At 64.4% G+C, this 20,102-nt stretch carries 15 protein-coding genes; 12 read left to right on the top strand and 3 right to left on the bottom strand.

Annotation, left to right across the window (positions count from 1 at the left end; all coding sequences use genetic code 11):
* Nucleotides 1-17 precede the first annotated feature (17 nt).
* Nucleotides 18-1,058 carry a ferrochelatase gene (gene hemH, locus ESB00_RS10045; RefSeq protein WP_129047556.1) on the bottom strand — a complete coding sequence of 347 codons (1,041 nt, stop codon included), beginning with the start codon at nucleotides 1,056-1,058 and terminating at the stop codon, nucleotides 18-20.
* 228 nt (nucleotides 1,059-1,286) lie between these two features.
* Here hemH and ESB00_RS10040 point away from each other — a divergent pair, with 228 nt between their 5' ends.
* Together ESB00_RS10040 and ESB00_RS10035 are read left to right on the top strand one after the other, a co-directional pair.
* Complete coding sequence (locus ESB00_RS10040) at nucleotides 1,287-2,168, top strand: LysR family transcriptional regulator (RefSeq protein ID WP_129047555.1); 882 nt, start codon at nucleotides 1,287-1,289, stop codon at nucleotides 2,166-2,168.
* Nucleotides 2,169-2,296: 128 nt separating this feature from the next.
* On the top strand, nucleotides 2,297-6,700 hold the full coding sequence (locus tag ESB00_RS10035; protein WP_164976128.1) for a PAS domain S-box protein: 4,404 nt from the start codon (nucleotides 2,297-2,299) through the stop codon (nucleotides 6,698-6,700).
* Nucleotides 6,701-6,707: 7 nt separating this feature from the next.
* On the opposite strand, the gene ESB00_RS10030 is transcribed toward ESB00_RS10035, so the two are convergent.
* Entirely contained in the window at nucleotides 6,708-7,016 is a 309-nt protein-coding gene (locus tag ESB00_RS10030) for a hypothetical protein (protein ID WP_129047553.1), read from the bottom strand.
* A 109-nt stretch (nucleotides 7,017-7,125) separates the two neighbouring features.
* Between ESB00_RS10030 and gpmI the strand changes: the two genes are divergently transcribed.
* From gpmI to ESB00_RS10015, 3 genes are read left to right on the top strand one after another with little or no spacing between them, the layout of a single operon-like run.
* Entirely contained in the window at nucleotides 7,126-8,706 is a 1,581-nt protein-coding gene (gene gpmI / locus ESB00_RS10025) for a 2,3-bisphosphoglycerate-independent phosphoglycerate mutase (protein ID WP_129047552.1), read from the top strand.
* A 45-nt stretch (nucleotides 8,707-8,751) separates the two neighbouring features.
* Complete coding sequence (locus ESB00_RS10020; RefSeq protein ID WP_129047551.1) at nucleotides 8,752-9,606, top strand: ATPase; 855 nt, start codon at nucleotides 8,752-8,754, stop codon at nucleotides 9,604-9,606.
* Nucleotides 9,607-9,619: 13 nt separating this feature from the next.
* Complete coding sequence (locus ESB00_RS10015) at nucleotides 9,620-10,537, top strand: sugar phosphate isomerase/epimerase family protein (RefSeq protein WP_129047550.1); 918 nt, start codon at nucleotides 9,620-9,622, stop codon at nucleotides 10,535-10,537.
* A gap of 70 nt (nucleotides 10,538-10,607) precedes the next feature.
* On the opposite strand, the gene ESB00_RS10010 is transcribed toward ESB00_RS10015, so the two are convergent.
* Nucleotides 10,608-11,831, bottom strand: coding sequence for an MFS transporter (locus ESB00_RS10010; protein WP_129047549.1), 1,224 nt, complete (start codon nucleotides 11,829-11,831; stop codon nucleotides 10,608-10,610).
* 186 nt (nucleotides 11,832-12,017) lie between these two features.
* On the opposite strand from ESB00_RS10010, the gene aspS reads away from it, so the two are divergent.
* The 7 genes from aspS to ESB00_RS09975 all read left to right on the top strand — a co-directional run bounded on the left by aspS (nucleotide 12,018) and on the right by ESB00_RS09975 (nucleotide 20,052).
* Nucleotides 12,018-13,796, top strand: a complete 1,779-nt coding sequence (aspS, locus tag ESB00_RS10005) for an aspartate--tRNA ligase (protein WP_129047548.1) — start codon at nucleotides 12,018-12,020, stop codon at nucleotides 13,794-13,796.
* Nucleotides 13,797-13,901: 105 nt separating this feature from the next.
* Nucleotides 13,902-14,240, top strand: a complete 339-nt coding sequence (locus ESB00_RS10000) for a P-II family nitrogen regulator (RefSeq protein WP_129047547.1) — start codon at nucleotides 13,902-13,904, stop codon at nucleotides 14,238-14,240.
* A 119-nt stretch (nucleotides 14,241-14,359) separates the two neighbouring features.
* The gene (locus tag ESB00_RS09995; protein ID WP_246026459.1) at nucleotides 14,360-15,793 is read left to right on the top strand and encodes an ammonium transporter; all 1,434 of its coding nucleotides are present in this window, start codon (nucleotides 14,360-14,362) and stop codon (nucleotides 15,791-15,793) included.
* 18 nt (nucleotides 15,794-15,811) lie between these two features.
* Nucleotides 15,812-16,150 carry a P-II family nitrogen regulator gene (locus ESB00_RS09990; protein WP_129047546.1) on the top strand — a complete coding sequence of 113 codons (339 nt, stop codon included), beginning with the start codon at nucleotides 15,812-15,814 and terminating at the stop codon, nucleotides 16,148-16,150.
* A 95-nt stretch (nucleotides 16,151-16,245) separates the two neighbouring features.
* Complete coding sequence (locus ESB00_RS09985; protein ID WP_129047545.1) at nucleotides 16,246-17,175, top strand: proline racemase family protein; 930 nt, start codon at nucleotides 16,246-16,248, stop codon at nucleotides 17,173-17,175.
* 3 nt (nucleotides 17,176-17,178) lie between these two features.
* Nucleotides 17,179-18,444: an FAD-dependent oxidoreductase gene (locus tag ESB00_RS09980; RefSeq protein WP_129047544.1), complete on the top strand. Its 1,266-nt coding sequence runs from the start codon at nucleotides 17,179-17,181 to the stop codon at nucleotides 18,442-18,444.
* A gap of 18 nt (nucleotides 18,445-18,462) precedes the next feature.
* On the top strand, nucleotides 18,463-20,052 hold the full coding sequence (locus tag ESB00_RS09975) for an aldehyde dehydrogenase (NADP(+)) (RefSeq protein ID WP_129047543.1): 1,590 nt from the start codon (nucleotides 18,463-18,465) through the stop codon (nucleotides 20,050-20,052).
* Nucleotides 20,053-20,102: the final 50 nt, after the last annotated feature.

Below are 20,102 nucleotides of genomic sequence, written 5' to 3'. Positions count from 1 at the left end.
TCCGGCTGGGCTCTGCTTCAGGCCGAGACGGCGCCCGTTTCCTGCCAAGCCCGGATGCGCTTATCGAGAAAATCGATCCACACCGGCTGGTCATTGAGGCACGGAATGTGGGTGAAATCCTCACCGCCGGCCTTCTTGTAATCCTCGGCGCCCTCGACGCGGATTTCCTCAAGGGTCTCGAGGCAGTCGGTGACGAAGGCTGGCGTGATGACGAGCAGGCGCTTGATGCCGCGACCGGGCATTTCCTCAAATGCGTGATCGGTGTACGGCGAGAGCCAGGGTTCGCCGACAAGGCGCGACTGGAAAGTGATCGACCAAGATCCGGGTTTGAGGCCCGCTTTCTCCGCGAAAAGCTGCGTGGTGCGCGTGACTTGGGCCTTGTAACAGGTGGCGTGCGCCGGCGAGCAGGTGGTGCAGCAATCGGGGACGACCTGGCAATGCGCGTGCGAACTGTCGGCCTTGGTCAGGTGGCGCACCGGAATGCCGTGGTAGCTGAAAAGCAGGTGATCGTGCGGCTGGGCGAGGTAGGGTTTCGCGCTGGCGACGAGGGCCTCGATGTAATCGGCATCGCCGTAGTAGGGCTGCACGCATTCGATCTTCAGACCGGGCGCGATCACCGCGGCCTCGCGCTGCACCTTCACCACCACGGTCTCCCAACTCGACATGGCGTAGTGCGGGTATTGCGGGAAGAGGAGCAGGCGGTCCACGCCCTGGTTGACGAGACGGCGCAACACGTCGGGGATGGAGGGATTGCCGTAGTTCATGGCCAGTTCAACCGGCAGGGTGGTGCGCGTCTGCAGCTTGGCTTGCACTTGCTTGCTGGTGAGGATCAGCGGCGAACCCTCGGGCGTCCAAATGCTTTCGTAGGCGTGCGCGGACTTGGGCGCGCGGAAGCGGCAGATGATCTGCTTGACCAGCAGCGAGCGCAGGAAGCCGATGGCCGGCTTGTCGATCACGCGTTCATCACCGAGAAATTCCTCCAGGTAGCGACGGACATCCGGGACGGAGGTCGAATCGGGTGAACCGAGGTTGAGCAGCAGGACGGCGGACTTGGACATGGTGTTGGGCAAGAGAGGTGGCGGAACGGCGGGCAAAGTCAACCGGAGCGGGGAAACGGGCCGGTCGATGCCGCGGCTGCAAACCAACGGGGCTGAACCGGCGCCAGCGAACTGGCCGGCCAAGGCCGAATTTCCCGATCAAGGGCGTTGGACTTCATGGCTGCATCCTATCAAGGCGCTTGATAGTCGGGAAATATTGGATTCCGCTTACGATGATAGGCACCATCTATGGAGCTGCATCAACTTCGCTACTTCCTCGCCGTCGCCCGCACGCGCAACTTCAGCCGTGCGGCCGAGCAGTGCCATGTGGCGCAACCTTCGCTCAGCCAGCAGATCAAAAAGCTGGAGGAGGAGCTGGACGAGCGGCTGTTCGAACGCACCAAGCGCGAGGTGGCCCTGACTCCGGCCGGAGAGGTCTTTCGCGGCCATGCGGAACGGGCCCTGGAGGAAGTGGAGGCGGCCCGGGAGAAGGTGCGCGAAGTGCGCGGGTTGGTGCGCGGCCGGGTCGTGCTGGGGGCGCTACCGACCGTGGCGCCCTATTTCCTGCCGGCACGACTGCGCGCGTTTGCCGAGAAGTTTCCCGGCATCGAGGTCGTGGTGCACGAGGACACGACCAACCGGTTGGTGGCAGCCGTGCTGGGCAAGGAGGTGGATCTGGCGCTCCTCAGTCTTCCGGTGGAGCGGGCCGGGTTGCAGGCCAGGGAATTTTTCGATGAGCCGCTGCTGGTGGCCCTGCCGGCGCGGCACCGGCTGGCGGCCAAGCGGAGACTGACCCTCGACGACCTGGAGCAGGAGCCGTTCATCCTCATGCAGGAGGGCCATTGCCTTGCGGGACAGGCGTTGCAGTTCTGCCGGCTGAACGGCTTTGCACCGCAGGTGAGTTTTCGCAGCGCGCAGTTGGAAACCGTGCTGGCCTTCGTGGCCGAGGGGCGCGGGGTGTCGATCATTCCCGCCATGGCCCGGCGCGACCGGGATAAAGCGGTGGTTTGCCGCGCACTGGCCGGGATGACCCGGTCGGTCGGGGTGGTTCATCGCTCGGGCCGGCCGCTGGCCGGGACCGCCCAGGCGCTGCTGGATTTCCTCGCCGCCAGCGGGCCGGGGGCGCGCTGATCCCGTCCGCACTCTGGGCTGGGCAGGGTGGGGCTTTTGTCCCTAGTTTGGGCGGGACGTGTTCTGACCAAGTGCTGACGCGTCAGGCCCCAACCCCACTCATGTTCTCCGTCGCGACAGTTCTGTCCATGGCTACCACAGCCTTGGTCGTGGCCGGTGCGGCTTGGTGGCTGCATCGCCGGCAGCGGCGGCGGGCGGAAACCGAGGCGGAACAGCGGGTCCGGCAGAGGTCGGAACTCATCGAACAGGCCCAGTGTGCGCTCTGGGAAGCGGATGTGCAGGTCGAGACCGACGATTGGACCTGGCAAATCAAGCTGCATCCGTCGGCGTTTTGCCGGCAACTGTTCGGGCCCGAACTCACCGTCGGTCCGGCCAATTTCTGGGATCAGTTCCAAATCGACACCCGGGAGCAGATGGACCTGCGCGCGCGGGAGGCCTTGCAGCGCGGGCACGCCGGCTATCAACAGGAGTTCAAGGCGATTCGGGACGGACGGACCTACTGGCTCCAGGAGACCGTCTCCATTACCCGCCTCGGGCTGGATCACTACCGTCTGGTGGGCCTGATCACGGATCTGACCGCGCAGCGCGAGGCGGAGATGGCCAGGCGGCAGAGTGAGCAGGGCCTGGAGCGCATCCTCGCCAACGCCCAATGCATGCTGTGGCGGGCCATGGTGACCGAAGAGAAAGGCAAGTTGCTCTGGCCGCATTTCGATGTGCCACGCTCCCGGCTGTCCGAGCGCCTCTTTGGGGCGCACCGGCAGTTCAATCCTGAGCGGGGTTTCTGGGATGGCCTGGCCATGCCGGATCAGGCGAAGATGGATGCGCACAGCAGCCGGGCGATTCACGGCAATGCCCCGGGTTACGAGCAGGTTTTCCGCGTCGTCACGCCTGCGGGTGCGACCTTCCATCTGCACGAGCGGGTCTCCATCACGCCTGAGAAAACCGGGACCTGGAGTCTTGTTGGCGTCGTCACCGACATCACACCGCAGATCGAGGCGGAGGTCGCGCAGAAGCGCACCGAGACGACGCTGGCCCACTTGTTGGAGCGCGCCGACTCGATGATCTGGCAGGGCCGGATCCAGCGCCAGCCGGATGGCCGGCTTGACTGGAAACTGTTCGTGCCTGCCTCGCAGCTCTTCCGAAAGATTTTCGGCCACGATCCCGACGGGGACCGGGGCTTTTCGTGGGGCGAGATGGGCGTGCCGGAAGTTCAGGAGATGGAGGCCCGCTCCTATCGCGCCATCACCGAATCCGCACCCGGTTACGAGCAGGTGTTTCACGTGCCCCGGAGTGATCGCCCGATCTGGCTCACCGAAACGGTCACCATATCGCCAGCGGGCCCCAACGAGTGGGAACTGGTCGGCATCATCACCGACATCAGCGACCGGCACCGCGTGGAAGAGGCCTGGCGCAGCAGCCAGGAACGTCTGGGCAATCTCCTGAATGTCGCCGAGTGCATGCTGTGGGAGGCATCGGTGCTCCTCCAGGCCGACGACACGCTGACCTGGGACCAATACATCCCTCCTTCCGCGCTTTACCGCCGGATATTTGGCGAAACCGGAGATGCTCCGTTGCAGCTGCACTGGTCGGAACTGCAGATCCCGGAATATCCGGACATGGTCACGCGAACCCTGGCGGCCCTCAAGGCTGGCGCACCCGGCTACACCCAGGAATTTCGCGTGGTGCGCACATCCGGGGACATCTGGCTGCGGGAGACCGTCTCCATCCAGCGGGATGGCGTGAACCGATTCCGCATGGCGGGTGTGATCACCGACATCACCGCCCAGCGGCGGGCCGAGGAGGCCCACCGGGCCAGCGAGGTGCAGCTCGCGGTGTTGTTGGACGGGGCCGACTGCATGATCTGGCAGGGGCAGTGCCGCAGAATGGGCCCGGACGATTTTAACTGGCAGGTCTTCACCCCGCGTTCGCAACTCTACCGGCGCATCTTCGGCACGGAGCCCGTCGGCGAGTGTCATTTTGCCTGGACACCAGAACAGGTGCCGGAGTTTTGGGAGATGCGTGACCGCTCGCGGCGGGCCATGCTGGAGGGTCGGACCGCCTACGAGCAGGTCTTCCATTGCCTGCATCCTGCAGGCGACATCTGGCTGCAGGAAAACGTCAGCATCAAGTCGCTGGGACCGGATCATTGGGAGCTGACCGGCATAATCGCCAACATCACCGCCCAACGGGAATTGCAACAGGCCCGGCAAGCCAGCGAGAAACGACTGAGCGAGCTTCTGGGGCGCGCCAACTGCCTTCTCTGGGAATCCACTGTCTCCCTGCTGCCTGACGGCTGGCAGTGGGAACATACCATCCAGCCTTCGCTGTTTTATCAGCGGCTCACCGGTGCACCGGAGCCGCTGGCCGGTGCTTCCATGTGGCCGGTGGAGCGGGTTCCGGAGAGACCGGAAATGGACCGGCGTTGCCGGGACGCGATTCTGGGCGGTTCACTCGGCTACGATCAGGTTTTCCGTTTCGTCAGCCGTGAAGGTGCCACCACGTGGATCAGCGAAAACGTGACCGTGAACCGGCTGGGCGAGAATCGGTTTTGGCTGGTGGGGGTGGCGGTGGACATCACGGCGCAGCGGACCTCCGAACTCGCCCTGCAAGCGAGCGAGCAACGACTGCTCGAGATTCTGACCCGCGCGGACTGTCTGCTCTGGGAAGCCACAACCATGCTGGAAAAGGACAGCTGGAAGTGGGAATTCAACATCCAACCCTCGCTGTTGGGCGATCGGCTTTACGGCTCCGGGCGGCCTGCCTCGGCTCGCGGGCTCTGGCGGGAGTTCACCATTCCCGAGTGGCAGGAGATGAATGCGCGGTGCCGGCAGGCGCTGGAGCAGGGCCTGCCCGGCTATGAGCAGGTGTTTCACATCATCCAGCCGGATGGAGCAGCGGTGTGGATCCGCGAGAATGTGACCATCAGGAAACTGGACGTTAACCGCTTTTCGCTGGTGGGGGTGGCGGTGGACATCACGGCCCAACGCGGCGCCGAAGCGGCGCTGGCCAATGAGAAGGAGCGGCTTGCGGTCACCTTGCGGGCGATGAACGAGGCGGTATTCACGACCGACGGTGCCGGGGTTGTCCAGTTTGCCAATCCGGCGGCGCTCAACCTCGTCGGACGCGCCGGGACGGATTGCGTGGGGCGTCCGGTGCAGGAGGTATGCACCCTGGAGAATGTCCGCGACGGTGCGCGAGTATTGCTCCCGATCGCCCGGGTGGCGCAGGGCGACCTGATCGCCGACCTACCCGGGCAGACCCGCCTGGTCGGGGCGGATGGTCGCCGTCGCCTGATCGAGGGCTGCTGCGCGCCGATCCGTTCAGCCGACAGCCAGGTCACCGGCACGGTGTTGGTGATGCGCGACGTTACGGAACAGGACCGCCTCGAGCAGGAACTCATCCGCGCCACCCGGCTCGAATCGGTGGGTGTGCTCGCCGGGGGCATCGCCCATGATTTCAACAATATCCTCACCGCGGTCATGGGCAACCTGGCCCTGGCCCAGCTGGATATCGCGCCCGGCAGTCCGGCCATGGCGAGCCTGCGATCGGCGGAAAAGGCGGCTCTGCGCGCGCGCGATCTCACGCAGCAGCTCCTGACTTTTGCCAAGGGCGGCGATCCGGTTCGCGCGGCCATTCAGCTCGAAACCGTGGTGCGGGAGATGGCTGGATTCGCCCTGCACGGCTCATCCATCAAGGCCAGTTACGACCTCGCCCCCGACCTCTGGGCCGCCGATGCCGACAAGGGGCAGATCGGTCGCGTGGTGCAGAATCTCGTCATCAACTCGGTGCAGGCCATGCCCAAGGGCGGCAGCCTGAGAATCTCGGCACGCAACGACCCGCAGGCGCACCTGGCCCACCCCGGCCTGGCTGCCGGGGATTATATCCAGATCGCCATCTCCGACAGCGGTGCCGGCATCAATCCGGAGAATCTTTCGCGCATCTTCGATCCCTATTTCACCACAAAGCAAACCGGTACCGGGCTGGGTTTGGCGGCCGTGTATTCGATCATCCGCAAGCATCGCGGCCACATTGAGGTGGAGTCCCAGGTCGGCCAGGGCACAACCTTCCGCTTCTGGCTGCCGGCGCTCAACTGCGCGGTGGCCAAGCCGGACACGAACACCCCCTGGGCCACCACGAAGACCCATCAGTTTGCCGGGCGCGTGTTGTTCATGGACGACGAACAGATCATCCGCGACATGGCCACCTCCTTGCTCGAGCGGTTCGGTCTGAAGGTGGATTGCGCCGCGGACGGGGCGGAGGCGGTCGCCAAATACCAGTCGGCCCTGCAGACAGGCCGGGCCTACGACCTGGTGATCACTGATCTGACCGTCCCGGGCGGCATGGGCGGGCTGGCTGCCCTGGGCAAGCTGCGGGAACTGGACCCGCAGGTGAAGGCGGTTGTCTCCAGCGGTTACTCAAGCGATCCCGTGCTGGCCAACTACCGGCAGCACGGCTTCAGCGCCGTCATGGCCAAACCCTATGAGGTGGGCGAAGTGGCCCGCGTCTTGCGCGAATTGTTGCCCGCCGGCTGATCAGGGCTCAGGCGGCCGAGCGGATGGCCGCAATCAGCCGATGGACGTTTTCCGGCGCAATCCGGTCGGTGATGATCGTGGAGGGAAACTGGCGCTCGATGTCGAGATGCACACCGGGTTCCGAGCCGGGGCGCACGATGTCCTCCACGAAATCCATGCCGCCGCGCGGCTTGATCCATCGGTAATAGGTGTCGGCGTCGGCGGACTCGATGACGATATCCATCTTGAGCATCACGGCGCAGTAGAGGGTGAGATCCCGGTAGGAGGCGAACCACGTCGGCGGACAGGTGAGCTGGTCACGGATGATGAGTGTCATGGCAAAATCCCTTTTGCAGAAAATGTGCCGTCTTTGGCCTGAGGTGGTTTTCTCTGGATTAGTGGTTCATGGATGGTTCACTGGCCTTTCCTAATCGTCACAAATTCATATGAGTTCAGCCCGTCCGCCCGTCCTCCTGGTCATCCGTGATGGCTGGGGCAAGAATCCCGATCCCAAGCAGGATGTCACCAACGCCGTGGCCCTGGCCAAGAAGGCCTGCGACGACGCGCTCCATGCCCAATACCCGCATGCCCTGGTGCGGGCCTCGGGACTCGATGTCGGTCTGCCCGACGGGGTGATGGGCAACAGCGAGGTCGGCCACGAAAACATCGGCGCCGGTCGCATCGTGGACCAGGAACTCGTCCGTCTGAACAAGCTTTTTTCCGAAAAGCGTCTCGCCACGAACGCAGTATGGAAAAATCTCGTTGCCCGCGTCAAGTCGGGTGGCGGCAAGCTGCACCTGTTCGGCATCGTGTCCGATGCCGGCGTCCACGGCATGCTGGAGCATCTCTACGGCATCCTCCGCCAGGCCAAGGAAGACGGCCTCACGCAGGTTTACCTGCATGCCTTCACCGACGGTCGCGACACGCCGCCGTCGAGCGGACTCGGCTACATCAAGCAGGTGGAAGCCCAGATGAAGGCCATCGGCGTGGGCCGGATCGCCACGGTCTGCGGCCGCTTCTGGGCCATGGACCGCGACAACCGCTGGGAGCGCGTGCAAAAGGCCTACGACATGCTGGTCGGCAAGGCCGCGGCCCAGGCGCCGAGTGCCGAGGCGGCCGTGCAGGCCTACTACGACAAACCGATGAGCCCGACCCAGGTCGGCGACGAGTTTGTGCCCGCGACGTGGATTGTTGGAGCCGAGGGCAAGCCGGTCGCCACCATCGCGAACAGCGACGCCGTGCTCTTCTACAACTATCGCGGCGACCGCCCGCGGGAGATCACCAAGGCCTTCGTGCTCGACGGCTTCAAGGACTTCGATCGCGGCCCGAAGCTGGACCTCTACTACGCGACGATGACCGAATACGAGTCCGGCCTGCCGGTGCACGTCGTGTCGCCGAAGCCCGAGAAGCTGAAAAACATTCTCGGCGAGGTGGTGGCCGCCGCCGGGATCGCGCAGTTCCGCTGCGCCGAGACCGAGAAGAACCCGCACGTGACTTTCTTCTTCAACAATTACCGCAAGGACCCTTTCCCCGGCGAAGAGCGGGCCTGCCCGGCGAGTCCCAAGGTGCCGACCTACGACCTGCAACCGGAAATGTCCGCCGCCGAGGTGACGAAGTTCGCCAAGGAGGCGATTCTCTCCGGCAAATACGGCCTGATCGTCGTCAACTACGCCAATCCCGACATGGTCGGTCACTCCGGTTCGCTGCCCGCGACCATCAAGGCCGTCGAGGCCACCGATGCCGGGGTGGGCGAACTGCTCGCCGCCCTTGCGACGAAGAACGGCAAGGCGGTCGTCTGTGCCGACCACGGCAACGCCGAACAGATGTGGGATCCGACCGTCAACGGCCCGCACACCGCGCACACGCTGAATCTCGTCGAGGTGTTTGCGGTGGGCGAGGGGCTTGCCGCCGGGAAGACCAAGATGCGCAGCGGCGGCCGTCTCGCCGACATCGCGCCGACCGTGCTCCACCTCATGGGCCTGCCTAAGCCGGCGGAGATGACCGGCGAGAGCCTGATTTCAGGCTGAGCGGGTCGGTTGACGTTTTCACCGGCATCGCGTCAGATTCACGCGATGCCGGACCTCTTCATCATCGCCGGGCCGAACGGGGCGGGAAAATCCACCTATGTGAAGCGCTTCCTGCCCGAGGAAATGCGCTGCCGGGAGTTCGTGAACGCGGATTTGATCGCGGCCGGGCTGTCGCCTTTCGCTCCTGATGCGGTCTCGTTTCAAGCCCGCCGGATCATGCTGAACAGGCTGCGGGAGCTTTTTGAATCGCGTCAGAGTTTCTCGTTCGAGACCACGCTCACGGGCTACGGTTACACCCACCTGTTGCGGGAGATGAAGGAGGCGGGTTATCGCATACGCTTGGATTACCTGTGGATTCCGAATCTGGACATCACGCGCAACCGGGTGAAGCAGCGCGTTCGGAAAGGCGGACACGACATTCCGGACGAGGTGCAGCAAAGGCGGTTTGGCAAGGGGGTGCGGCTCCTGCTGGAGCATTACCGGCCGCTAGTGAATGACTGGCGGATTTACGACAACACCGGTCAAAATCCCCACCTGATCGTTTCTGAAAAGGACGGTAAGCTGAGGGTCTCGGATATTTCCCGACTTGTGATGATCGAGGCGGCAGCTAACATCCCGATCATGACGGATAAGCCGACCGACCGGGTGGAGGAACCGCAGACAGCCGACTACGATTGGGAAACCCGCGCCTCCATGCGGGCCATGCGCAAGGCTTACGCCGATGTCATTCTCGAAAACCTCGCCTGGGGTCTGCCCGTCATCCAGTGGCGCGACGGCATCGGGGTCGTGGAGGTGCCGGCCGAGCAGCTCGAACCGCTGGCGCGGCGCATTCTCGAGACCAACGGCGAGCCGCTGCCTCCGGAAGAGGAGCGGGCGCTGCTCGCGCACGTGAAGATCTGAGCCCGCGCTGCGCATGACTCCCGTCGGTTTCGTTTCCGCGATCCTGCCTGACCTCGGCTTTGAGGATGTCATCCGGTTCGCGAAGCAGGCCGATTACCAGTGCGTCGAGCTCTGCTGCTGGCCGGTGGGCAAGGCGGAGCGGCGCTATGCGGGAGTCACGCATCTCGATGTTGCCACCCTGACGGATGCCCGCGCGGCGGAGGTGAAGGCGTTTTTGAAAGAACAGGGCGTGTTTCTCTCCGGGCTCGGTTACTATCCCAACCCGATGGAGGCCGACGCCGAGCGCGCGGCTTTCTTTCGCGAGCACCTCAAGAAGGTGATCGTCGCCGCGCATAAGCTCGGTCTGCGCAACGTGAACACATTCGTCGGTCGCAATCAGCAGCTCAATGAGGTCGAGAACCTGAAGCTCTTTGCGGAGGTCTGGCCGCCGTTAGTGAAGCTTGCCGCGGAACACGGCGTGAACATCGGCATCGAAAATTGCCCGATGTATTTCACCTACGACGAGTGGCCGAAGGGGCAGAATCTGGCGTATTCGCCGGCGCTGTGGCGGAAGCTGTATGAAATCATACCCGATGCGAACTTCGGCCTGAACTACGATCCCTCGCACCTGCTCTGGATGCAGATGGACCACCTGAAACCGTTGCGCGAGTTCACGTCACGCCTGCACCACCTGCACCTGAAGGATGCGCACGTTCATCGGGATCGATTGGACGAGAATGGTATCCTCGCCAACCCTCTGACATTTCACACGCCAAAGCTCCCCGGTCGGGGTGACATCGACTGGGACGCGTATTTCAAAGCCTTGCGCGAGATCGGCTGGACGGGGCCGGTCGTCGTCGAAGTCGAAGACAAGGATTACGAAGGGAGTCTGGAGGACCGGAAGCGGTCACTCACTGACGCCAGAAAGTTTCTGCGGACTTGGATTCCTTGAGACACAAGTAACAAGGACCAAGTATCAAGTAGCGGAGCCGTAAACCTTGATACTTGTTACCTGAAACCTGTTACTTTCCATCCACCGACTTGTCCCGGAACAGCGCGGCGAAGAGGCCCAACACGCCGAGGGCAAAGGCGGCGGGAATCCACCAGAACGACTGCCATTGGGCGAGGGTGAGCGCGGTGGCGGAGCCGAGGAATCCGTTGTAAACCCGGCCGGCGATCTGCGCACCGATCAGCATGCCTGCGCCGTAGGTCACCAACACCAGCATGCCCTGCGCCTGTCCCCGCACGGCCGGTGAGGATTTCTTGTCCACGTAGATCTGACCGGTGACGAAGAAGAAGTCGTAGCAGATGCCGTGCAGCGCGATGCCGGCGAACACCATCCATTGCACCTGGTCCGGGGCGCCAAGGGCAAAGAGCGCGTAGCGCAGCACCCAGGCGCCCATGCCGACCACCAGCATCCACTTCACGCCGAGCCGGGCAAAGAAGACCGGCATCAGCAGCATGAAGCCGACCTCTGAAACCTGTCCGAGCGTTTGCGTGGCGGCCACGCTGGTCAGGCCGACCGCGCCGAGGAAGAGTTGCGTGAAGTTGTAGTAGGCCGCGAGCGGGATGCAGATGAGGAAGGAGCTGAGCAGAAATACATAAAACGGCCCGCTGCCGAGCTGGCGAAACGCATCGAGGCCAAGGATCGAGCCGAAGGAAACCTGCCTGCCCTTGGCCGAGGGCGGCGTGTGGGGCAGGGTGAAGCAGAAGAAGCCGAGCAGGAGAGAGGCGACGCCCGCGGTCAGGAGCGGCGCGGATGTTCCCTCGGCAGTGGTGCCGACGAGTTTGTCGAGCACGAAGGACACAGCCAGGCCCGCCACGATCCAGCCCAGCGTGCCGAATACCCGGATGCGCGGGAATTGTTTTTCCTGGTCGTCGAGGTGATGGAAGGCGAGCGAGTTGGCCAAGCCAAGGGTTGGCATGTAGCAGAGGTTGTAGACCAGCAGCCCGAGAATGAAGGCCGTCGGCTGGGCGGCTAGTGAAGGCACAGCCAGCAGTACGGCGCTACCCAGCAGATGGAGCACCGCGAGCACCTTTTCGGTGGCGAAGAATCGGTCGGCCACGAGCCCGAGGAAGAACGGTGCGACGATGGCCGCGACGGGATTCACCGTGAACGGCCAGTGAGTGAGGCTGCCCATGCCCTGTGCGGTCATATAAACCGCGATCGAGGTATACCATGCCCCCCAGATGAAGAACTGGAGGAACATCAGAACGGACAGCTTGGCATTGATCGCGGATTTCATGGGGTGGAGGGGCTGTTGGGGTGGCCGGCCAGCTTGCTGGCGCCACAAACGCCGTAAGTCGCTCGTGGCGTGAGCAAGCTCACCGTCCAAGGGACCGGGCGCAACGATGGTTTTGCCCTGTCATACAGCAGGAAATTCTGATTGCTCCCCGACGGTGCGGGTCGTTTTGTTCGTCGTTCCGTCCCTATGCTTCGCACCCATCATTGTGGCCAGCTCACCAAGTCCAACCTCGGCGCGACCGTGTCGCTTGCCGGCTGGGTTGATTCCGTCCGCGATCACGGCGGCATTATCTTCGTCGACCTTCGCGACCGCGAGGGCGTGACCCAGGTGAAGTTCGACTCCGCGCTGCGCGCCCAAGCCGCGCAGCTCAAGGACGAGTCCGTCATCGGCATCACCGGCAAGGTAGAGAACCGCCCCGAGGCGATGGTGAACAAGAACCTCCCGACCGGTGAGCTCGAGATCGATGCCACCGAGCTGATCATCCACAACCTTTCCGAGACACCTCCGTTCCCGCTGACCGACGCCGGTGGTGACAAGGTCAACGAGGACCTTCGCCTTACCTACCGTTACCTCGACCTGCGCCGTCCGAAGATGCGCAAGAACCTCGCCGTGCGCCATCGCGCCACGAAGTCCGTGCGCGACTATTTCGACTCCCAGGGCTTCTACGAGGTTGAGACGCCCGCGCTCTTTAAGAGTACGCCCGAAGGCGCCCGCGAGTATCTCGTGCCGTCGCGCATCCATCCGGGCGAGTTCTACGCGCTCTCGCAGTCGCCCCAGCAGTTCAAGCAGATCCTCATGGTCGCCGGCGTGGAGAAATATTTCCAGATCGCCCGGTGCTTCCGCGACGAGGACTTGCGCGCCGACCGCCAGATGGAGTTCACGCAGATCGACGTCGAGGTGTCGTTCATTGACCGCGAGGGCATCTACACTCTCTTCGAGGGCATGCTGAAGAAGGTCTGGAAGGACGTGCTCAACCACGACCTGCCCACGCCGTTCCCGCGCATGGCCTACAAGGACGCGATGAACCGCTACGGCGTGGACAAGCCCGACACGCGCTTCGCGATGGAGATCGCGGACTTTTCCGAGACGTTCAAGACCTCCGGCTTCAAGGTCTTCCAGTCTACCGTTGCCGCGCACGGTTCGGTCAAGGCCTTCAATGCGAAGGGCCTCGCCGATGTCACGCAGGGCGAGATCGGCGCGCTCGAGGACATCGCCAAGACCCTCGGCGCGAAAGGCCTCGCCTACATCAAGGCCGAGGCCGGCGGCTGGAAGTCGCCCATCGTGAAGTTCTTCTCCGAAGCCGAGAAGGCCGAGCTGACCAAGAAGCTGAACATCGAGGACGGCGACATCGTGTTTTTCGCGGCCGCTCCGTGGGAGCGCGCCTGCGCGATCCTGGGCCGCATCCGCCTCGAAGCGGCGCAACTGCTCGTGAAGCGCGGCAAGCTCAGCATCCCCGCCGACCAGTGGAATTTTCTGTGGGTCGTCGATTTCCCGCTCATGTCCTACGACGAGGAGAAGGGCAGCTACGCGGCCACACACCACCCGTTCACCGCCCCGGTGACGGAAGACACCGCATTGCTCGACACCGACCCCAAGGCGGTGCGCGGCCAGCATTACGACTGCGTTTTGAACGGCATGGAACTCGGCGGTGGCTCGATCCGCATCCACCAGCCCGCGGTGCAGGAGAAGGTGTTCAAGGACGTGTTGAAAATCCCCGCCGAGACGGTCGAGAGCCGCTTTGGCTACATGCTCAAGGCCTTCAAGTATGGCGCGCCCCCGCACGGCGGCATCGCCTTCGGCCTCGACCGCATGTGTGCGCTGCTCTGCGGCACCACGAGCATCCGTGACGTCATCGCGTTCCCCAAGACGCAGAAGGCGCAGGACCTCATGGCCCAGAGCCCGACGCCGGTCACCGCGAAGCAGCTCAAGGAGCTCCACATCCAGACCGTCATCCCGCAGGCTTGAACAGCTCGCCTGCTCATTTCTTGTCCGGGATGCGCCGCGACCGCCTAAAGGCTTGCGCCTGATTCACAAAGCGGAAGACTGCCGGGCAAAGACAATTTCTACCCCATGAAACTTATCACCGCCATTATCAAGCCGTTCAAACTCGAGGCCGTTAAGGAAGCGCTGACCGCCGTCGGCGTCGAAGGCATGACTGTTACCGAGGTGAAGGGCTTCGGCCGCCAGAAAGGCCACACCGAGGTCTATCGCGGCAGCGAATATACCGTGGATTTCCTCCCGAAGATCAAAATCGAGGTCGTGGTGTCTGACGACATCAAGGACAAGGTCGTCACGGCCATCGTGAATGGCGCAAAGACGGGGAAAATCGGCGACGGCAAGGTGTTCATCTCGCCGGTGGACGACGTGATCCGCATTCGTACAGACGAACACGGCGACGCGGCGATTTAAGTAAGCATTTAGTATTCAGCATTTTTCTCCTGAAGGCGGGTCGCATGACCAGCCTTCATGCGTTTGTAGGACATAAATACGCGAATTCATGGCATGGGAGCTGCACATGCGATTCGTCCATGAATCCACTACACACCCTCAAACTCCCACGCTTCCTTGCCCTGGCCGGCGCGATGCTCGTCTCGGCCTGGGGCTTTTCCCTCCGCGCTGAAGAGGCGGCGGCTCCAGCTGAGCCGACCGTCGAGCAGCGCCTCGCCGATCTGGAGGCCTACGTTAACAACACGGCGCGCACGCCGGACGTGGCCTCGAAGATTGCCGGTCCCGGTCCCGGTCACAACGCCTGGCAGATGACGAGCACCGCGCTGGTGCTGTTCATGACGCTGCCCGGTCTGGCGCTCTTCTACGGCGGCCTCGTCCGCAAGAAGAACGTGCTCTCCGTGCTCGCCCAGTGCCTTGGCATCGCCGGCCTGGTGACGATCCTCTGGTGGGCCGTCGGCTACAGTCTCTCGTTCGGAGCGGGCAACGCCTTCATTGGTGACCTGGCCTACAAGTTCTTCGAGGGTGTGAACCCCGGCGCCGTCGGCGCGGGCTACTACTGGATCTCCGACTCGATGTGGGCGATGTTCCAGCTGACCTTCGCCATCATCACCCCCGCGCTGATCGTCGGCGCCATCGCCGAGCGAATGAAGTTCTCGGCCGTGATGCTCTTCGTGGGCGTGTGGATGTTCGTGGTCTATTTCCCCTTTGCCCACATGGTCTGGTCCACGACCGGTTTCATGTGCGGTCCGCTTAATCCCGAGGCCGGCATCAAGGCCATCGACTTTGCCGGCGGCACCGTGGTCCACATGACCTCGGGCTGGTCCGCCCTGGTGCTCTGCATCATCCTCGGCAAGCGCCACGGCTTCGGCAAGGAGCCGATGCCCCCGCACTCCATGGTGCTCTGTATGGTCGGCACCGGCATGCTCTGGGTGGGCTGGTATGGCTTCAACGCCGGCTCCGCGCTCGGCGCCGACGCCATCGCCTCCAACGCCTTCACCACCACGACCCTCGCCGCGGCCATCGCCGGCTTCGTGTGGGGTTGCATCGAGTGGGTGCTCCGCGGCAAGCCCTCCGTCCTCGGCTTCTGCTCCGGCATCGTGGCCGGCCTGGTTGTCATCACTCCTGCCGCCGGTTTCGTCACTGCGACCTCCGCAGTCATCATGGGCGTGCTCGCCGGTGCGGTTCCGTTCTTCGCCGTGGCCTACCTCAAGAAGTGGCTCGGCTATGATGACGCCCTCGACACCTTCGGCGTTCACGGCGTGGGCGGCACGATGGGTGCCATCCTCACCGGCGTCTTCGCCGACGAGAAGGTCAACTCCGTGGTCGGCCCCCTCAAGGAGGGCCTCCTGGCCAGCCAGCTCAAGGCCGTCGTCCTCACCATCGTCTGGAGCGTGGTGGCCACCGCGGTCATCGCCTTCATCGTCAAGGCCGTCATCGGTCTGCGCCCCAGCGCCGAAACCGAGTCCAACGGTCTGGATGTCGCCGAACACGGCGAAGAAGGCTACATCGGCTAACCCTCAATACTCACCCACATGAAACTCATCATCGCCATCATCAAGCCGTTCAAACTGGACGAGGTCAAAGAGGCCCTGTCCAAGGCCGGGGTCGAGGGCCTCACCGTCACCGAGGTCAAGGGCTTCGGCCGCCAGAAGGGCCACACCGAGATCTACCGGGGCAGCGAATACACCGTGGACTTCCTGCCCAAGGTGAAGATTGAGGTCGCCGTGACCGACGAGCTGCTCGCGCCCGCCATCGCGGCCATCACCGGCGCCGCGAAAACCGGCAAGATCGGCGACGGCAAGATCTTCGTCGTGCCGCTCGAGGATGTCATCCGCATCCGCACCGAGGAGCACGGCTCCGCCGCCGTCTAACCCGGGGTGATTCGGGATTCTTCAAGCCGGCCGTCTCCCGACGGCCGGCTTTTTGCTTTCATGGGACCGGCGAAGGTCTCATTTTCGATTCGCGCATGGCCGCCTTCACCCAAATCAAGGTCCTCGACACCCACACGGGCGGGGAACCGACGCGCCTCGTCCTCGACGGCGGCCCCGATCTCGGCTCTGGTCCGCTCGCGGAGCGGGCCAGGCGGTTGCAGGAGAAGCACCGGGCCTTCTGCCAGGCGGTCATCGGCGAACCGCGCGGTTCCGATGTCTTCGTGGGGGCGCTGCTCGTGGAGCCGCACGACCAGACCTGCCACTTCGGCGTGGTTTTCTTCAACGTCTCCGGTCCCCTCAGCATGTGCGGGCATGGCGTGATCGGCACCGTGGTGGCCCTGGCGCACGCCGGACTGGTCGAGCCGGGCCTCGTGCGCCTCGACACGCCCGCCGGTTACATCGCGGCGATTCTCGGCCCGAATGGCGAAGTGACCTTCGACAACGTGCCGGCCTACCGGAAGGAAAAGGACTTCACGCTCTACCTGCCCGGCGTCGGCGACGTGCAGGCTGATCTCGCGTGGGGCGGAAACTGGTTCTGCCTGATCGAAAAGCACGACCAGCGCCTCGAGACCGACAACCTGACGCAGCTGACCTCCTACTGCGCGCGCATCCGGCAGGCGGTGCGGGATACGGGATTCCCCGAGATCGACCACGTCGCACTTTTTGGCCCGGCGGTCCGGGCCGGGGCCAGCAGCCGGAATTTTGTGCTTTGCCCTAGCCAAGCCTACGATCGTTCGCCCTGCGGCACGGGCACCAGCGCCAAACTCGCCTGCCTCGCCGCCGACAACAAACTGGCGCCCGGCACCGAATGGGTGCAGGAAAGCATCGTGGGCAGCACGTTCCGGGCGAAATACCGCCGGCAGGGTGACAAGGTGGTGCCGACCATCACCGGCACGGCGCACGTGACGGCCGACGCCACACTGTTGCTCGATCCGGCCGATCCGTTTGCGTGGGGACTGCGCTGAGCGATGCGCACCGCAAAATCGGCCATCATCTGCGGCGGCGGCATCGTGGGCCTTTGCACCGCCTATTACTTGGCGCGGGAGGGGCTCGCCGTCACGGTGGTGGAACGGCAGTCCGGTCCGGGGCATGATCACTGCGCGCTGGGCAGCGCGGGTTACGTCTCGCCGAGCCACGTTATCCCGCTGGCCGCGCCGGGCATGGTCTGGAAGGGGCTGAAGTGGATGATGGATTCGCGCAGCCCGTTCTACATCCAGCCGCGACTCGACACGGAGCTGATGCGCTGGGGCTGGCTGTTCTGGCGCGCCAGCAACCGCCGGCATGTGGCCCGCGCCGCACCCCTCCTGCGCGACCTTTGCCTGCAAAGCCGCGCGCTCTACGAGGAACTCGACGACCTCACCGGCGACCGCTCGGGGTTCCGCAAGGACGGGCTGCTCAATCTCTGCCGCACCCAGGAGAGCCTCGACGACGAGGCGAACGGCCTCGCGCGCGTCGCCAATGAACTGGGCGTCGAGGCCCAGGTGCTGAACTCAACGCAGACCGCCGCACTCGGCCTCGGCGTGAAGCTCGACATCGCGGGCTCGGTCTATTTTCCGATCGACGCCCATCTCACACCGGCGAAGTTCTGCGCGGCACTCTCCGGTTTGCTCGCGGAGATGGGCGTGCGGTTCCGTTGGAACACGACGATCTTCGGCTGGCGCGTGGTGGGGCAGCGTGTCTCCGCCGCCCAGACCACCTCAGGCGACTTGATTGCCGACGAGTTTGTGCTGACGGGGGGTTCATGGTCCGGCGGCATGGCGGCCGGACTCGGTCTGCGCCTGCCGATGCAGGCAGGCAAGGGCTACAGCCTCACGCTGCCCGCTCCGCGTTTCCGTGTCACGAAGCCCTTCATCCTGAAGGAGCGGCGCGTGGCCGTCACGCCGATGGGCAACACGCTGCGCTTCGGCGGCACGATGGAAATCGCCGGACACAACGACCGCGTGCGCCCCGAGCGCGTGGAGCAGATCATTGCCGCGGTGAACGCCTACCTGCCGGAGTTCAGCGCCGCCGACTTTGCCGGTGTGCGGCCATGGTTCGGCTACCGCCCGGTATCGCCTGACGGGTTGCCTTATATCGGCAGGTTCGGACAATACCGCAACCTAGCCACCGCCTGCGGGCACGCCATGCTGGGCGTCACGCTCGCTCCCGGGGCAGGGCGCCTGCTCGCGGAGGTCATCTGTGAACGCAAACCGTCCGTGGATCTGACTTTGCTTAATCCGGATCGTTACGCATAACTCTGCGACTCTTACCCTATGAAACCAGACGGCGGCTCCCTCATCGGCTTCGGTTCCAGCGGCGCAGGCGGCGCCACCTTCAAGGCCTTCGATCCGGCGAAAAACACGCCGCTCGAACCCTCGTTCCTCTCGGCCACCGTGACTGACGTGAACCGGGCCGCCGAGCTGGCGGCCAGTGCGGCCCCGGGCCTGGCCCGCCTTTCCGGAGCGGATCGCGGCAAGTTTCTTCGTGCCATCGCGGCCAACCTTGAGGCCAAGGCCGACGATCTCGTGGCCCGCGCCATGTTGGAAACCGCCCTGCCCGAGATGCGCCTCAAGGGCGAAGTCGCCCGCACGGTTGGGCAACTCCGGCTTTACGCCCAGGCGGCCGAGACCGGCAGCTGGCTCGACGCGCGCATCGAGACGGCCCAGCCGGAGCGCAAGCCGCTGCCCAAGCCCGACCATCGCTCGCTGCTCCGCCCGCTCGGTCCGGTGGTGGTATTCGGTTCCAGCAATTTCCCCTTCGCCTACTCGGTCGCGGGCGGGGACACCGCCTCGGCCTTCGCCGCGGGTTGCCCCGTCATCGTCAAAGCGCATCCCGCGCACCCGGGCACCAGCGAACTCACCGGCCGGCTGATTCTTCACGCCGTGCGCGACTGCGGGCTGCCCGAGGGCACGTTCTCACTGCTGTTCGATGCGGGTTTCGAGGTTGGCCAGGCGCTGGTGAAACACCCGCTGGTCAAGGCGGTGGGCTTCACCGGTTCAGTCAAGGGCGGCCGGGCGCTCGCCGATCTGGGCGCGGCGCGGCCGGAGCCGATCCCGGTCTATGCGGAGATGGGCAGTGTTAACCCCGTGTTCATCTTGCCCGGTGCGATCGCGGAACGGGCCTCGGCGCTGGTGGACGGTCTGCACGCCTCGAGCACGCTCGGCGTCGGCCAGTTCTGCACCAACCCCGGCCTCATCGTGCTCCAGCGTTCGCCGCAGGCGGAGCAGTTCGTGAAGGATCTGGCCACAAAACTGTCCGGCACGCCCGGAGGCGTGATGCTGACCGCCGGCATCGCCAAAACTTATGCGACCAACACCGCGGCGCGGGCGAAGCAGCCCGGCGTGAAGGTCGTCGCGCAGGGCAAGGCCGTCGGCGGCTGCGGAGCCGCGCCCGTGTGGTTTGAAGCGGATGCGATGAGCTTCCTCGGCAACCACGCACTCGGGGAGGAAATCTTCGGGCCGAGCTCGCTAGTCGTCTGGTGCAAGGACGCCGCCGAGATGCGACGCGTGGCCGCCAGCGTCGAAGGCTCGCTCACGGCGACGGTCCACGCGGGTGCCGGCGAGGCGAAGGCCAATGGCGAGTTGATCGAGATTCTTGCCACCAAGGCCGGCCGCCTCGTGCTCAACGGCTACCCCACGGGCGTCGAGGTCAGCCACGCCATCGTGCACGGCGGTCCGTATCCCTCGACGAGCGACGGCGGCCGCACGACCTCGGTCGGCACCCGGGCCATCGGACGCTGGGCCCGTCCGGTCTGCTACCAGGGCTTCTCTGACGATCTGCTGCCCGTGGAGCTGCAAAACGCCAACCCCCTCGGCGTCTGGCGCCTTGTGAACGGCGAATTGACCAAAACGCCAGTAGCGTAAGCGAATTGCGCCCAGCGGCCGGTTCACGCGGATTTCATCGTGAGTTCATC

Origin of the sequence: Oleiharenicola lentus (assembly GCF_004118375.1) — a bacterium.
Taxonomy (GTDB): Bacteria; Verrucomicrobiota; Verrucomicrobiia; order Opitutales; family Opitutaceae; genus Lacunisphaera; species Lacunisphaera lenta.
This window is presented reverse-complemented; position numbering and strand designations above follow the sequence as displayed.